15 protein-coding genes are annotated in these 14,906 nt (G+C 69.8%); 6 read left to right on the forward strand and 9 right to left on the reverse strand.

Annotated features, from left to right (window positions below; translation table 11 throughout):
- Positions 1-27: 27 nt before the first annotated feature.
- From ACQBAT_RS07290 to ACQBAT_RS07305, 4 genes are all read right to left on the reverse strand, one after another.
- Positions 28-1,557, reverse strand: coding sequence for a helix-turn-helix domain-containing protein (locus ACQBAT_RS07290; RefSeq protein WP_420748678.1), 1,530 nt, complete (start codon positions 1,555-1,557; stop codon positions 28-30).
- Positions 1,558-1,621: 64 nt separating this feature from the next.
- Positions 1,622-2,890, reverse strand: coding sequence for a ribonuclease D (locus tag ACQBAT_RS07295; RefSeq protein WP_420748679.1), 1,269 nt, complete (start codon positions 2,888-2,890; stop codon positions 1,622-1,624).
- Positions 2,887-3,522, reverse strand: coding sequence for a DUF3000 domain-containing protein (locus tag ACQBAT_RS07300; RefSeq protein ID WP_420748680.1), 636 nt, complete (start codon positions 3,520-3,522; stop codon positions 2,887-2,889). The genes ACQBAT_RS07295 and ACQBAT_RS07300 overlap by 4 nt, the downstream gene beginning before the upstream one ends.
- A 7-nt stretch (positions 3,523-3,529) precedes the next feature.
- Entirely contained in the window at positions 3,530-4,171 is a 642-nt protein-coding gene (locus ACQBAT_RS07305) for a GNAT family N-acetyltransferase (protein ID WP_420748681.1), read from the reverse strand.
- Here ACQBAT_RS07305 and hemE point away from each other — a divergent pair.
- A complete protein-coding gene (hemE, locus tag ACQBAT_RS07310; protein WP_420748709.1) occupies positions 4,170-5,270 on the forward strand; it encodes a uroporphyrinogen decarboxylase in 1,101 nt (366 codons plus the stop codon). The two genes, ACQBAT_RS07305 and hemE, sit on opposite strands and share 2 nt — an antisense overlap.
- A 28-nt stretch (positions 5,271-5,298) precedes the next feature.
- On the opposite strand, the gene ACQBAT_RS07315 is transcribed toward hemE, so the two are convergent.
- From ACQBAT_RS07315 to ACQBAT_RS07325, 3 genes are all read right to left on the reverse strand, one after another.
- Positions 5,299-5,883, reverse strand: a complete 585-nt coding sequence (locus ACQBAT_RS07315) for a DUF2500 domain-containing protein (RefSeq protein WP_420748682.1) — start codon at positions 5,881-5,883, stop codon at positions 5,299-5,301.
- 77 nt (positions 5,884-5,960) lie between these two features.
- Positions 5,961-6,827 (reverse strand): ammonia-dependent NAD(+) synthetase, encoded by an 867-nt coding sequence (gene nadE, locus ACQBAT_RS07320; protein WP_420748683.1) that lies wholly within the window; start codon positions 6,825-6,827, stop codon positions 5,961-5,963.
- Positions 6,784-7,797 carry a DUF4349 domain-containing protein gene (locus ACQBAT_RS07325; protein WP_420748684.1) on the reverse strand — a complete coding sequence of 338 codons (1,014 nt, stop codon included), beginning with the start codon at positions 7,795-7,797 and terminating at the stop codon, positions 6,784-6,786. Before ACQBAT_RS07325 ends, nadE begins: the two co-directional genes overlap by 44 nt.
- Positions 7,798-7,882: 85 nt before the next feature.
- Here ACQBAT_RS07325 and hemG point away from each other — a divergent pair, with 85 nt between their 5' ends.
- The gene (gene hemG, locus ACQBAT_RS07330; RefSeq protein WP_420748685.1) at positions 7,883-9,322 is read left to right on the forward strand and encodes a protoporphyrinogen oxidase; all 1,440 of its coding nucleotides are present in this window, start codon (positions 7,883-7,885) and stop codon (positions 9,320-9,322) included.
- Complete coding sequence (gene hemQ / locus ACQBAT_RS07335; RefSeq protein ID WP_420748686.1) at positions 9,319-10,032, forward strand: hydrogen peroxide-dependent heme synthase; 714 nt, start codon at positions 9,319-9,321, stop codon at positions 10,030-10,032. Before hemG ends, hemQ begins: the two co-directional genes overlap by 4 nt.
- A gap of 21 nt (positions 10,033-10,053) precedes the next feature.
- On the opposite strand, the gene msrB is transcribed toward hemQ, so the two are convergent.
- Both msrB and ACQBAT_RS07345 read right to left on the reverse strand, forming a co-directional pair.
- Entirely contained in the window at positions 10,054-10,512 is a 459-nt protein-coding gene (gene msrB, locus ACQBAT_RS07340; RefSeq protein WP_420748687.1) for a peptide-methionine (R)-S-oxide reductase MsrB, read from the reverse strand.
- Between the two features lie 102 nt (positions 10,513-10,614).
- Complete coding sequence (locus ACQBAT_RS07345) at positions 10,615-11,262, reverse strand: hypothetical protein (RefSeq protein ID WP_420748688.1); 648 nt, start codon at positions 11,260-11,262, stop codon at positions 10,615-10,617.
- Positions 11,263-11,442: 180 nt separating this feature from the next.
- On the opposite strand from ACQBAT_RS07345, the gene ligD reads away from it, so the two are divergent.
- The 3 genes from ligD to ACQBAT_RS07360 are packed head-to-tail and all read left to right on the forward strand — an operon-like array spanning position 11,443 to position 14,877.
- Positions 11,443-12,537 carry a non-homologous end-joining DNA ligase gene (ligD, locus tag ACQBAT_RS07350; RefSeq protein ID WP_420748689.1) on the forward strand — a complete coding sequence of 365 codons (1,095 nt, stop codon included), beginning with the start codon at positions 11,443-11,445 and terminating at the stop codon, positions 12,535-12,537.
- 4 nt (positions 12,538-12,541) lie between these two features.
- Entirely contained in the window at positions 12,542-13,636 is a 1,095-nt protein-coding gene (locus tag ACQBAT_RS07355) for an ATP-dependent DNA ligase (RefSeq protein ID WP_420748690.1), read from the forward strand.
- Positions 13,633-14,877 (forward strand): alpha/beta hydrolase family protein, encoded by a 1,245-nt coding sequence (locus ACQBAT_RS07360; RefSeq protein ID WP_420748691.1) that lies wholly within the window; start codon positions 13,633-13,635, stop codon positions 14,875-14,877. The genes ACQBAT_RS07355 and ACQBAT_RS07360 overlap by 4 nt, the downstream gene beginning before the upstream one ends.
- Positions 14,878-14,906 lie beyond the last annotated feature (29 nt).

Below are 14,906 nucleotides of genomic sequence, written 5' to 3' on the forward strand. Positions count from 1 at the left end.
GTTTCTCCGGCCTGAGTGGCCGTCGCCTCAGATGTCCCGGAAGGTCTGGATCCGGGCGCCCAGAGCGTTGAGGCGGGAGGCGAGCTCCTCGTAGCCACGGTTGATCACGTAGACATTGCGCAGTACCGAGTCGCCGGGGGCGGCCAGCATTGCGAGCAGGATGACCACGCCCGGACGCAGGGCCGGCGGGCACATGATTTCGCCGGCCCGCCAGCGGGTCGGACCCTCGATCATCACCCGGTGCGGGTCCATCAGGTGGACCTTGGCCCCGAGCGTGGTGAGCTCGGTGAGATAGATGGCGCGGTTCTCGTAGACCCAGTCGTGAATGAGCGTCGAACCCTGCGCGCACGCCGCAATGATCGCGAAGAAGGGCAGATTGTCGATGTTCAGCCCCGGGAAGGGCAACGGGTGGATCTTGTCCAGCGGCGCCTTCAGCGGGCCGGGCACGGTGGTGAGGTCGACGAGGCGGGTGTGGCCGTTGGCCGAGCGGTACTCCTCGGACAGGCGGCACTCGAAGCCCATCGAGTCCAGGACCGCGAGCTCGATCTCCATGAACTCGATCGGCACTCTACGGATGGTGATCTCGCTCTCGGTGACCACTGCGGCGGCCACCAGGCTCATCGCCTCGATCGGGTCCTCGGAGGGGGCGTACTCGATGTCCTGGTCGATCTCGGCGACGCCCGTGACGGTCAGGGTGGTCGTGCCCAGACCCTCGATCTGCACGCCCAGCTGCTGGAGGAAGACGCAGAGGTCCTGGACCATGTAGTTGGAGGACGCGTTGCGGATGACCGTGGTGCCCGTGTGGCGGGCGGCGGCGAGCAGCACGTTCTCGGTGACCGTGTCGCCACGCTCGGTGAGCACGATCGGCCGGCTCGGCCAGGTGTTGTCATCCACGGTCGCGTGATAGCTGCCCGTCGTGGCGGTGACGTCGAGGCCGAAGTGGCGCAGCGCGATCATGTGCGGCTCGACGGTCCGCGTGCCGAGGTCGCAGCCGCCTGCATAGGGCAGCTCGAAGTTGTCGAACTCGTGCATGAGCGGCCCGAGGAACATGATGATCGTGCGCGTGCGCCGGGCGGCCGTCTCGTCCATCGCGGCCAGGTCGATCTTCTCCGGGGGGACGATCTCGAGGTCGGAGGAGTCCGGGAGCCAGCGGATCTTGAAGCCGATGCTGGTCAGCACCTCGGTGATCCGGTTGACCTCCTCGATCCGAGCCAGGTTGCGCAGGGTGGTGCGCCCCTTGTTGAGCAGCGAGGCGCACAGCAGCGCGACGGCGGCGTTCTTGGAGGTGCGGACATCGATCTCGCCGGAGAGCTTGGTGCCGCCCTCGATGCGCAGGTTCTGGGGGACACCGGAGGAGACCTGGACGATCTCGGAGTCCAACTTCTCGCCGATCCTGGCGATCATCTCCAGGGACAGGTTCTGCTTGCCCTGCTCGATGCGGGCCACGGCGCTCTGACTGGTGCCCAGCAGATCGGCGAGTTCGGCCTGAGTCAGGTCCTTGTGTCGGCGGGCATCGCGGATGAGTCCGCCGATCCGGGACAGATAGCTCTCAGTCATAAACGCCGACTCTAGATCACATATATGAGATAACGCTGAACATTGAGTGAGAGTCGCGACACAGTCAATCGGTGGCGATGGCCTCGAGCAGCACCGGGGTGACGAGTTCACGTTGCCACGGCCGGGCGCCCAGATCAACCAGGACCTCCTCCAACCGTTCCGGCGTCGCCGGGCGGGGGGGACGCCACAGCACCCGACGCACGGTGTCCGGGGTCATCAGGTTCTCCACCGGAATGTCGAGTTCCTCCGACAGCCGAGCCAACGACTCCTTGGCTCGACCCAGCCGATCCGCCGCATCCGGATCCCGATCAGCCCACGCACGCGCCGGTGGAGGAATGTCGCCGCGCACCGCAGGCGCGGGCAACTCGTCCTCAGGCAACTCTGCAGCTCGCCGGATGGCCGCCAACCAGGTGCGCTGATAGCGCAACAACCCCTGCTCCGCGCGCCGTTGGCGCGAATGCGAACGCTCCTTGGTGGCCGCGGGCAACCCCGACGCCTGTTTCGGCATACGGGCCGCCAGATCCACGAGTGAACTGTCCGGAAGCACGCGACCCACGGAGACGTCCCGGTCGCGGGCGATCTCGTCCCGTGCGAACCACAGCTCGCGCAAGGCAGCCGTGTTGCGCGCCCCACGCAGCCGGTGGGTGCCGGAGGTGCGCCGCCAGGGCTCAGGATCACGCAGGCTCCGTGGCCCGCTGAAGTCGCACAGCGCCGCGAACTCCTGCTCGGCCCACGCCAGCTTGCCCTGCTCGGCAAGGTCGCGCGCCATCCGCTCGCGCAGCTCCACGAGCAACTCCACGTCGAGCGCGGCATAGCGCAGCCACGGCTCGGGCAACGGGCGGGTGGACCAGTCCACCGCCGAATGTTCCTTGGCCAGGGTCACCCCGAGGTAGTACTCCATCGACGCCGACAGCCCCACCCGGGGCAGCCCAGCGATCCGCGCCCCCAACTCGGTGTCGAACAAGGCGCTCGGCCGCAGCCCGATCTCGTCCAGGCACGGGATGTCCTGGGTGGCGGCGTGCAGCACCCACTCCGGCCCGGTGAGCACCTCGGCAAGCCCGGACAGATCCTCGATCGGCACCGGGTCGATCAGCCAGGTTCCCGAGCCCTCGCGCCGGATCTGCACCAGATAGGCCCGCTGCCCATAGCGATAGCCGGACGCCCGCTCCGCATCGATGGCGATCGGCCCGGTCCCACCGGCGAGCGCCTCCACTGCACGGTCCAGGCCCTGCGGAGTGTCGATGACATCGGGGACGCCCTCGACCGGCGCGTCCAGCCGTTCAAAGTCTGAGGTCGGGTCCGGGTCGAGCCCGGCAGGGGAGGTGCCGGTCACCGGCGCACGCCAAGCGCCACGACACCCTCGGGCAAGGGAGGCAGCCCGGCGAGCGTGCAGAGGAGGTCCCCCCAGGCGCCCAGGTGGGCAGCGAGCTCAGCGTTTTCCCGCCCGGTCGTCAGCACCGGGGTCCAGGAGGCGCGGATCTCCAGCTCGACAGTCGGGGCACGATCCTCCAAGGCCCCGAAGCTCTCCGAGGTCACGCAGGTCACCGTGCCCGCAGGCGCGGCCCAACCCAGGTCGGCGGCCTCGATCGCTTCGGTCAGCCAGGACCAGCCGGCCTGCCCGGCCAGCGGGTCGTGCCCGACCTCCGGCTCCATGGCCGCCTTGGCGTAACTCACCACCCGCCAGGTGCCTTCCCACGGCTCCGGTTCCTCAGGGTCGTGCAGCAGCACGAACCGGCCGGTCGCGATCGGATCGTCGTCCTCACCCAGGTGCGACGGGATCACCTCACCGGAGAGCGCGACCGCGTGCGGGGCCAGGCGGGTGGGGGCGGGGACCTCCTCGAGCACCAGCTCGGGGCGGCCGGACACCTCGGCCAGGCCGGCGATGGAGCGGGAGAAGAAGGTCTCGGGCACGCTGCTGGAGCCCGCAGCCCGAGAGCGCGAGCGCGACCCAGAGATCTTGCTCACCACCCCTCTACAGTAGGCGGCGCACGGGCTCGGGCGCGGCAACGGCGCGCCCGGGGCGCCCCGGACGCAGCAGGGACCACCACTCGTCGTCCCACCAGGTCTGCCCGTCGGGCGCGAGCATCGACTGCCGCTCGATCCCCTCCCGCACGAAGCCGATCCGCTCCAGCAGGCGGGAGGAGGCGGCGGCCGGCGCGAACACCCGGGAGGTGATCCGCCGCACCCCCACCTCGGTGACCAGCAGGTCGACCACGGCCTCGACCGCCTCGGAGGCGAGCCCCCGACCCTGCCAGGAGGGGTGCACGGCATACCCAATCCCGGCCTCGACCTCCTCGGTCACCGCTGGCGCCTTGGCCGCGCACGGCCGCACCCACGCGAGCACGTCGCCGATGAGCGTGTCGTCCACGACGATCGCGACGGAGACTGCGGTGGGGTTGTCCAGCTTGCGGCTGAGCCACTCGACGCTCGCCTCGCGGCTGAGCGGTGGGTGTCCCAGGTAGAGGGCGACCTCGGGCAACGACCGGTAGGCGTGGACCGCCTCGCCGTCGGCCGTGGTCGCCTCCCGCAGGACACAGCGTCCCGTATGCCGTGGCAGCCTCGCCCGCAGACGCCGCACCGCATCGATCACCTGGGGTGGGGGCGGGGTGTCCATGGCGCCAGTCTGGCAAAGGCGTTCAGCGTGGGCGTGCGAGGATCGGGAGGTGACTTCTGCGCCCCCTCTGACCGACAGCACTCTCGTCCGCGCCGCCCGTCAGCAGGCGGTATCGCACACGCCGGTCTGGTTCATGCGCCAGGCGGGGCGGTCGCTGCCGGAGTACCGGGAGCTGCGCGAGGGCACGAACATGCTGGAGAGCTGCCGTCAGCCGGAGATGGTCACCGAGATCACCCTGCAGCCGGTCCGCCGGCACGGCGTCGACGCAGCCATCTTCTTCTCCGACATCGTGGTCCCGCTGCAGGCGGTCGGCATCGATCTGGACATCGTCGCCGGGACCGGGCCGGTCATCGCCGAGCCGATCCGTACCCGCGCGGAGGTCGAGCGCATCCCCGAGCTGTACCCGGATCAGATCTCGGACATCGCCGAGTCCGTCCGCCTCTTGGTGGGAGAGCTGGGGGAGACGCCGCTGATCGGTTTCGCCGGGGCTCCGTTCACGTTGGCGAGTTATCTCGTCGAAGGGGGGCCGAGCAAGAACCACGAGCGGACCAAGGCGCTGATGCACGGCGACCCGGAGCTCTGGAGCGATCTGTGTGCCCGCCTCGCCCAGATCTCCTCGATCTTCCTCCAGGTCCAGGCCGGAGCCGGGGCCAGCGCGATCCAACTCTTCGACTCCTGGGCGGGACACCTGTCCCGAGCCGACTACCTGCGGCATGTCGAGCCGCACAGCCGACGGGTTCTCGGGGACCTCGCCGAGCATCACCCGGACCTGCCCCGCATCCACTTCGGCGTGGGGACCGGCGAGTTGCTCGTGCCCATGGCTGACGCGGGCGCGGACGTGATCGGGGTCGACTACCGCGTCTCGCTCACCGACGCGGTCGAGCGCACCGGTGGCCGGTATGCCGTGCAGGGCAACCTCGATCCCGCGCTGCTCTTTGCGCCGTGGGAGGCCCTCGAGGCTCGGGTGCGCGAGATCGTGGAGGAAGGGCGCCAGGCGCCTGGTCACATCTTCAACCTGGGCCACGGAGTGCTCCCGAGCACCGACCCCGAGGTGCTCACGCGAGTCGTCGAGCTGGTGCACGAGGTCTCCGCGCCCTGACTGATCGGCAAGAGCGCCCGGGCGCGGGCTAGTTCTGCGACGGGGGAGGAGGGAGCGGGCTCGCCCCGCCAGGAGCCTCCCAGGTGCCGTCGAGCGGCAGCACGCGGCTGCGCTCGAACTTTCGGTACCAGGTGCCCTGGTGGGTCAGCGTCCCCTCATCACCCTCGGCGAGCTGGCCGTACTCACGCCCGTTCACCTTCAGCTCCATCCGTTCGCCACTGGCGACCTCGAAGGTGGCGTAGTGCGTCGTGGTGACGTGGGTGTCGTTGCCGCCGCCGCTGGTGGTGGTGCGCTTGGCCACGAGCTTGGCCGGAACGGTCAGCTCCGGGGAAGAGCTGTTCTCGGCGAAGGTGTGGCCGGCCTGGATCAGCTTGAAGATCATGAAGATCACGCCGATCACGAAGACGATGCCGATCAGTGCGGGGATCACGGTGAACGCCCCGCCGCCGGGGTCCATCCCCGGTCCCATGAACGGCGACGGATCGTGCCAGACGCCCTCTTCGATGACCGCGTCACCGATGAAGGGTGCGTCGTTGAACTGCACGTCGTCGAACTGCACGTCATCAAACTGCAGGGAGAAGCCCTGCGAGAGGAGCTGGGTCACGAGCGGCATGGGCCACCTCCGCGGATGAGGGTGTCGGCAGGTGAGCCGACCGCTGGTATGACGCCACTCCTGCGGGTGCAGTTCCGTCACTGATCAGCGGGCGTGCCGCGATCCTGGAGGAAACCGTCGGGGGTCACCGGCAGTGCGCGCTTGTGCGCGGTCCGGCGATACCAACCGATGATGGTGGCCTCGTCCTCGGCCGGCACGTCCAGCCCCTCGAGGTAGTCGTCGACGATCTCGTAGCGCACGCCCAGAGCAACCTCGTCGGCGATCAGGGGCCGGTCGCTCTCAAGGTCGGCCGTGGGCACCTTGTCCACGACGCTCTCCGGAGCGCCCAGCCAGCGGCAGATCTCGCGCACGCGCCGCTTGGGCAGGCCGAACAGGGGAGTCAGGTCCGCCGCGCCGTCACCGAACTTGGTGAAGAAGCCCACCACAGCCTCGGCGGCCTGGTCGGTGCCGAGCACCGCCATCCCGCGCGCGCCGGCCACGGTGTACTGGGCAATCATCCGAGCGCGGGCTTTCACATTGCCCTTGTGAAACTCGGCCTTCTCGTCCAGATGAGATCGCAGTCCGGCGGCAAGGGTGGACTCCCACAGGGCGTCGACCCCTGGTCCGATATCGACCGTCATCACCTCATCGGGAGCGATGAACTCCAGTGCCTTCTGCGCGTCGTCCTCGTCCTTCTGCACCTGATACGGCAGCCGCATCGCCACGAAGGTCGCATCGCCACCTTCGGAGCGGATCCGCTCGCAGGCCAGCTGGGCCAGACGTCCCCCGGTGCTGGAGTCGACGCCGCCGCTGATCCCCAGGACATAACCCTTCAGACCGGTCTCCCGCAGATAGCGGGTCAGGAAGTCGACCCGGCGCTCGGCTTCTGCCTGCGCGTCGAAGGTGTCGGGGTCGACGACCTCAAGAGCCGTCCGGATCTCCTGCTGCAGCTTCGTGTCGGTCACTGCTCGAGCCTAGACCCGCTCGTGTTTCGACCGTGTTGCGCGAGCGTCGCCGCCACCACACGACGGGTGCCACTACCAGAGCCGCGAGCACCAGGAACGGCAGCAGCGCGCCCAGCGCTGTCACCAGCACCGTCACCGATGAAGTGAAGGCCGACCAGCCGTTGCTGAGCCCGACCAGGAAGCCCTCGGTCGGCTCCTCCTCGACCGGCAGCTCGTCGGCTTCCTCAGCAAGGTGCAGCGTGACCGCGGACCGAGCGACGTCCTCACCCAGCGCCTTCAAGCGAGCCTTCAACCCGTCCAGGTCAGCCTCGCGCTGGGACAGCTCACGCTCGAGATCAGCGATGTCCTGCACGCTCTCGGCCTGACCCACCAGCTCCCGCAACCGATCCGCGCCTGCCTCGAGGGTGGCGATGCGGGCTTCGGTGTCGCGGTACTCGGCGGACACGTTCGTGGCGCTGCTGCGGCTGGAGGTCACCTCACCGAGTCCGCCCAGGTCGGTGAGCACCTCATCCAGGTGCTCCGACGGCACCCGCAGCACCAGCGACCCACTCCCAGGACGGGTTTCGGTCGCCGGTCGAATCTCCTCGGACTCGATCCAGCCGCCAGCACCCAGCACCGTGGCCCGTACGGTCGTGGTCGCTGACACCACATCGTCCACAACGACCTCCAGGGTGGCTCGGCGGACCATCATGGCCCCACCGCCGTCACCCGCAGTCCCGCCGACTCCGCCCACACCCGCAGGGTCATCAGCAGCCCCACCAGCAGCGTCCCCACCGGACTCGGCTTCGCCGGCATCTCCCGCCGCGGTCTCCCCAGCAGCAGAATCCAGATCAGCAGCATCAACACCCCCTTCCTGATATTCCTGCGACGACGGCGAACCCGGGCCAGCGGTGGAGTCCGCCGAGGGAGCGGCGGAGCAGCCAGCCAGGACCAGCAGCATGGACACGAGGAGCGCAAGCAGCGTTTTCATGCTTCCTGTGACCGCGCCGCCACAGCCAGCGTTCCGCCACCGGGGTCACGTTCGGGTCACGAATCACTGGTGAGACGCTGAGTCCATGCCGCACACCCTCGTCATCGGCGGCGGGATCTCCGGTCTCGCCGCTGCGCACGCCCTCCTGACCGCCGACCCCACCAGCCAGGTCACCATCCTGGAAGGCAGTGACCGCGTCGGCGGCAAGATCCGGGGCCATGAGGTCGCCGGCCAGCTGGTCGACGTCGGCGCGGAGGCCGTCCTCGCCCGCCGGCCAGAAGCTCTCGACCTGATCGACGCCGCGGGCCTGCATGACCACATCGCCCACCCCACGGCCGCCCCCGCCCAGGTCTGGAGCCGTGGCCGCCTGAATCCGCTCCCGCGCCGCACCTTGATGGGCGTCCCCGCCGAGGCCGACACCCTGCATGGACTGCTCACCGCCGAGGAGGTCGCCCGAGCCAAGGACGAGGTCCTCGACGCGACCATCGCTGAGGGAGAGGACATCTCGGTCGGCCAGCTCGTGACCGATCGTCTCGGACGCGCCGTCGTCGATCGCCTGGTCGAGCCCCTGCTGGGTGGCGTCTACGCCGGGCACGCCGATCTCATCTCGGCGCGCGCCACCCTGCCGCAACTCCTGCGCGCGATCGGCCAGGGCGGAACGCTCACCGGCACCGTCGCCCACCTCATGCCCGCCCCGACCGACGGCACCCAGTCCCACGCCGCCGCACCCGTTTTCGCGACGGTCACAGGAGGCCTCCACCGGCTCCCCGCCGCCCTTGCCGAGCACGTCACCCGCCAGGGCGCGACCGTCCACACCGGCACCCTCGCCCGCGAGCTGCACCGCGACCCCCACGGGAGTTTCACCGTGGTGACGGGTCCGCGGCCGAGCCCCACGACATACAGGGGGGATCGGGTGATCCTCGCGCTGCCGCCCGCCCCCGCGAGCCGCCTGCTCGCCACCCTCGCGCCCGAGGCCAGCCGTCGCCTGGGCGAGGTCGAGACCGCGTCCATGGCGGTCATCACCGTCGCCTTCCCGACCGACGCGCTCGGGGAACTGACCGGCTCGGGCTTCCTGGTCCCGCCCGTCGACGGCAGGCGGATCAAGGCGGCCACCTTCAGCGCGAACAAGTGGGACTGGGTGCGCGAGCTCGGCCGTGGCGCGGGCGCGGAGGGCGCCGACCTGACCTACCTGCGCGCCTCGATCGGTCGGCACCGCGAGGAGTCCTCGCTGCAGCACCCGGACGAGGATCTGGTCGCCGCCGCCCTCGTCGACCTGTCCGCCGCGCTCGGCCGGGACCTGCCCGAGCCGGTCGACACCCACGTCCAGCGGTGGGGTGGCGGGCTGCCCCAGTATGCCGTCGGTCATGTCGACCTCGTCGCGGCAGTTCGCCAGGACGTGGCTCGCGTCCCGGGCCTCGCGGTCTGCGGCGCGACCTACGACGGCGTGGGGATCCCGGCCTGCATCGCGTCCGCGCGGAGGGCGGTGACCGACCTCCTCCGCGGCCGTCCCACAATGGAGGCATGACGTCCTACACCCCACCCACGCCCGAGCAGGCCGAAGAGATCAACCAGACCATCCGCTACGCCGCCTACTCGGTCTTCCGCACCGTCGGCCCGCTCCCCGCGGACCTCGACCGGGCGGACCTCGCCAGCGAGGTGCGTGCCCTGTTCGCCGAGCTCGAGGGCAAGGGGCTGGTCGTCCGGGGCCTGTATGACGTCGCCGGGCTCCGCGCGGACGCGGACCTGCTCATCTGGTGGTACGCGGAGGACGTCGAGCTGGTGCAGACCGCCTACCAGCGCTTCCGGCAGACCCACCTGGGGCGTCACCTCGAGCCGGTCTGGTCGAATGTCGGCCTGCACCGCCCGGCGGAGTTCAACCGGGGCCACGTGCCGGCCTTCCTCTCGGGGGAGGAGCCGCGAAAGTTCATCTGCGTCTACCCGTTCGTGCGCTCCTACGAGTGGTATCTCCTCGACCCGGCGGAGCGCGGTCGGATGCTGCGCGAGCACGGCCTGGCCGCCAAGGACTACAAGGACGTGCTGGCCAACACGATCTCCTCGTTCGCCCTGGGCGACTACGAGTGGTTGCTCGCCTTTGAGGCCGATGAGCTGCACCGCATCGTGGATCTGATGCGTGACCTGCGCGCGACCGACGCACGGACGCATGTGCGCGAGGAGGTCCCGTTCTTCACCGGGCCGCGCGTCGAGATCGAGGACCTGGTGACGCGCCTGCCCTGACGCACGGGTCAGGGGAGGATGTCAGGCGTCCTTCTCCACCAGCGTCATCGCGATCGAGTTCATGCAATAGCGCTGGTCGGTCGGGGTGTCATAGCCCTCACCCTCGAAGACGTGCCCCAGGTGCGACCCGCAGGCGGCGCAGCGCACCTCGACGCGGGTGCGGCCGAGGGAGTCATCGCGCAGGTACTCCACGCGGTCCTCGGCCAGCGGCGCGTAGAAGCTCGGCCACCCGCAGTGCGACTCGAACTTGGTCTCGCTGCGGAAGAGCTCCTCGCCGCAGGCGCGACAGGCGTAGACGCCCTCGGTGGTGGTGTTGGTGTACTCGCCGACGAAAGGGCGCTCCGTGCCGGACTCGCGCAGCACCTGGTACTCCGCGGGGCTGAGCCGATCCTTCCAGTCCTCCTCGGATCGCCCGGCCCGGTATGCCGTGGCGTCGGGCTGGGCGGCGTCGCGCGCCGGGGTGCTGTGGTGGGTAGCCATGCCAGGGACAACGTCAGGGCCCCGGGGATGTTCCCGAGGCCCTGACGCGGTGTGCGCTAACGCGGTGTGCGCTGGCGCGGTGTGTGCCGGCGGAGGCGCCGATCAGCCGTCGGAGGGCATCGCCGGGTAGCGCTCCATGTTCTTGTAGGTCCCGATGCTGCCCAAGCCGGCGAGGTCGATGGAGTCGAGGGAGCCGGAGATATTGGCCGAGGTGGAGGTGCGCATCGAGCGGTACGACCACCGCTCACCGGTGTTCTGGTCCACGTAGGTCGAGGCGTCGCGCGTCTTGATGGCCTTGCCGTAGGGGCTGACGGTGGCGTCCAGCTGCATCTGGCCAAGCTCGATGTACTCCTCGTCCTCGCCGTCGTAGTTCCAGCTGAAGGCCGTGAGGGTTCCGCTGACCGACGTGCTCTTGGTCTTGCCCTTGACCTTGGAGGTGGTGACGTTGCCGTAGAGGTTGAACTCGCCGACGTAGTCGCACCCGGCCTCATCCCCAGGGATCGCGCCGTCCTCACAGTCGAAGGAGATGAGGTAGCCGGTCGCCTCGTTGTTGTAGATGTCGACATCACCCATGAGGTAGTTGCCGGGGACCACGTCGGAGCTGCTCGCGCCATCGACGCTCAGGTGGATAGACGTGCCCGAGGACTTGTACTGCTCCTGCTTGGGCGCCGCGTTGGCGGGTAGGACGGCGCTGCCCACGAGCGGCGCGGCGACGAGGAGAGCGGTGAGGGTGCGGGTGGAACGACGCATGGTGATGCCCCTTTGAACCGGGGTCGGCGCTGGTGGCTCGGCCCGGGTGTCCCGATGCCGGTCGGCCTCGGATACCCACTAGACGTCGGACGGGGCGCGATTGTTGTGGGCTCGTGATGTGATCTGCGTCGCAGCCTTGGACGCGGCGGTCGCTCCGCGCAGGTGGCCTACGCTCGCCTCATGGCGGACGCCCTGATGCTTGACTCGAACGGCCCCGACGACCAGCCTCGCCAGGTGCGCCTGAGCAGCCCCGACAAGATCGTCTGGCCCGCCACGGACCAGGGTGCGGCGATCACCAAGGCCGACCTCACGGCATACCTGGACGCTGTTGCTCAACCCATGCTGCGCGGGCTGGCCGATCGTCCGGTGACCCTGCAGCGGGTGCGCGGCGGGATCGAGGGGGAGGAGTTCTACTCCAAGAACCCGCCCAAGGGCGTCCCTGAATGGTCACGGACCACGATGGTGACCTACCCGAGCGGACGCAGCCATCCGCAGCTGGTGATCGACGATGCCGCGACGTTGCTGTGGACGGCGCAGATGAGCACGGTGACCTGGCACCCCTGGCCGGTACGCAGCGGGGACAACGACCACCCGGACGAGGTGCGCATCGACCTCGACCCCCAGCCCGGCCGTGCCTTCAGGGACGTGGTCGAGGCGGCGCACGGGCTGCGTGAGGTGCTCCGGGACGCCGGGCTGACGCCCTACGTGAAGACCACCGGGAGTCGCGGGGTGCACGTCTTCGCGCCCATTCGCCCTCGGTTGGAGTTCCTCGAGGTGCGGCACGCGGTGATCGGGATCGCGCGCGAGCTGGAGCGGCGGCTGCCCGACCTGGTGACCACCGCCTGGTGGAAGGAGCAGCGGGGCGAGCGGATCTTCGTCGACTTCAACCAGGCGACCCGCGACCGCACCCTGGCCGCGGCGTGGAGCCCGCGGATCCTGCCGGGAGCGCCGGTCTCGGTCCCGGTGACCTGGGAGCAGCTGGACGAGGTCGTGCCCGCCGAGCTCACCGTGCACACGGTGCCCGGCTGGCTCGAGGAGCATGGCGACGCGTGGACCGGCATGCATGACGACCCGGGGGAGATCGACGGCGCCTACGCCCTGTGGGAGGCCGACCTGGAGCGGGGTCTGGGTGAGCTGAACTTCCCACCCGATCACCCGAAGATGCCGGGGGAGCCGCCACGGGTCCAGCCGAGCAAGAAGGTCGCCGAGCACTGGGACGAGGACGGCAACCGGGTCGACCCACCTGCTGTCCGTCGGTCCCGTCGGGCAGACTGAAGCGGTGGACCTGCCTGTCATGCCTCCGGTCAGCCCGATGCTGGCCAAGCCGCTGGATCGCCTGCCGCAGGGGTGGCTGTATGACCCCAAGTGGGACGGCTTCCGCTCGATCGTCTTCCGGGATGGGGACGAGGTCGAGCTCGGCTCGCGCAACGAGAAGCCGATGACGCGCTACTTCCCCGAGCTGGTCGAGGCCGTCCGAGCCGAACTGCCGGAGCGCTGCGTGGTCGATGGGGAGATCGTGGTCGCGACGCCCGACGGTCAGCGGCTGGACTTCGAGGCGCTGGGGCAGCGGATCCACCCCGCGGACTCCCGGGTGCGGATGCTGGCAGAGGCCACGCCCGCGGCCTTCGTCGCCTTCGACCTGCTCGCCCTGGGCGACGAGGACCTGACAGGTATGCCCTTTCGCGAGCGCCGCGCCCGCCTCGCCGAGGTGCTGCCCGCGACCTCGGCCGGGTCGGTGCACCTGTCGCCGCTGACCGACGACGAAGAGGTCGCGATGCAGTGGTTCGTGGACTTTGAGGGGGCCGGGCTGGATGGCGTCATCGCCAAGGACCCCGACGCGATCTACCAGCCTGGCAAGCGGGTGCTGACCAAGCTCAAGCACGTGCGCACCGCGGATTGCGTGGTGGCGGGCTATCGCACGCACAAGAGCAGCGATCAGGCGATCGGGTCGCTGCTGCTGGGATTGTTCAACGATGAGGGTCAACTCGTGCACGTGGGGGTGTCGTCGTCCTTCCCGATGGCCCGGCGCAGGGCGCTCTTCGAGGAGTTGCAGCCGCTGGTCACCGACCTGGGTGGGCACCCGTGGGACTGGGCGCGCCACCTCGAGGGTGAGCGGACGCCGAGCAAGAGCGCCGGCTCGCGCTGGGCGGCGGGCAAGGACCTGTCCTTCACGCCGCTGCGGCCGGAGCGGGTGGTGGAGGTGCGCTACGACTATCTCGAAGGGGCACGCTTCCGGCATACGGTGCAGTTCGTGCGGTGGCGGGAGGACCGGGAGCCGGGCAGCTGCACGTACGACCAACTGGATGAGCCGGTCGACTACGCCCTGCCGGACGTGCTGGGCGCGCCAGTGACCGGCGGACGGGAGGACCGATGAGCAAGGGCACGAGCACCGCGGTGGGCAGGGAGTTGGCGGAGGCGGCCAAGGATGGCGTCGGGACCTCGGCCCGGTGGGCGGCGGTCGTGGGTGCCGGGCTGGCCGGGGGAGCCGCGCTCGGTGGCGCGGTCTCGATGGGGACCGCGACCTACTTCGCGCACCGGATCATCACGCCAGAGCACGAGAAGAAGGACGACACCACGATCCTCGCGGTGACCGATGGCGAGGGTGACGGCGAGGGGGAGGTGACGCTGCGGGCCACGCCGAACACGGTCGCGCCCGGGCGCTACGGGCTGTGGCTGGACCGCGGAGCCGGGCATGCCCGGCTCGGCGAGGTGCTCGGCCAGGAAGGAACCGGCAGGACCGCTACCGTCACCCGCAGGCTCCTGGGGGTCGACAAGGGTGAGCTGGCGCCGGGTTCGGCGCGGTGGAACAAGTATTTCTACTGCGGTGACCCGACCAGCGCCCTCGGGATCGAGCACGAGGACGTGCTGGTCACCTCGGACGTCGGCGACCTGCCGACCTGGCGGGTGCCGGCCGCGCCGGAGACCGACAACGGCGACTGGGCGATCCTCGTGCACGGTCGCAGCGCGATGCGGGAAGAGACCCTGCGGGCCGTCCCGGTGCTGCACCGGTTGGGCTTCACTTGCCTGATCCCGATGTATCGCAACGACATCGGGGCTCCGCCCAGTGCTGATGGGCGCTACAGCCTGGGTCTGTCGGAGTGGCGGGACGTCGACGCGGCGATGCGCTACGCCCTGGCGCACGGGGCCAAGCGCCTGGTGCTCTTCGGGTGGTCGATGGGTGGCGCAATCGTGCTGCAGACGTTGAATCGCTCGGACGTGGCGCATCGGGTGCGGCGGGTGATCCTCAACGGCCCGGTGATCGACTGGGGGTCGGTGCTGGCCCACCAGGCCGAGCTGCATTTCATCCCCCGGCCGATCGACCACCTGGCCAGGGGCCTGCTGCGCAGCCGGGCCTCCCGGCACCTGCTGCGGATCTCTGAGCCCGTGGACGTCGCGGCGACCAACTGGGTGGACCGGGCCGACGAGGTCAGCCACCGGATCTTCATCATCCACTCGGCCACCGATGAGACGGTGCCTTTCGGGCCCTCGCAAGACCTGGCACGCCGGCGACCGGGCATGGTGCACACCTTCGTGTGGCCCAACGCTCGGCACTGTCAGGAGTGGAACACCAACACGCCGTTGTGGGAGGACCTCGTCGCCAGCTTTCTGCGCTAGGTGCGTCTCCGGACGCGCCACGTGGTGGG

The sequence above is a fragment of the Ornithinimicrobium pulveris genome (assembly GCF_050261105.1).
In the GTDB taxonomy this organism is placed as follows: domain Bacteria; phylum Actinomycetota; class Actinomycetes; order Actinomycetales; family Dermatophilaceae; genus Ornithinicoccus.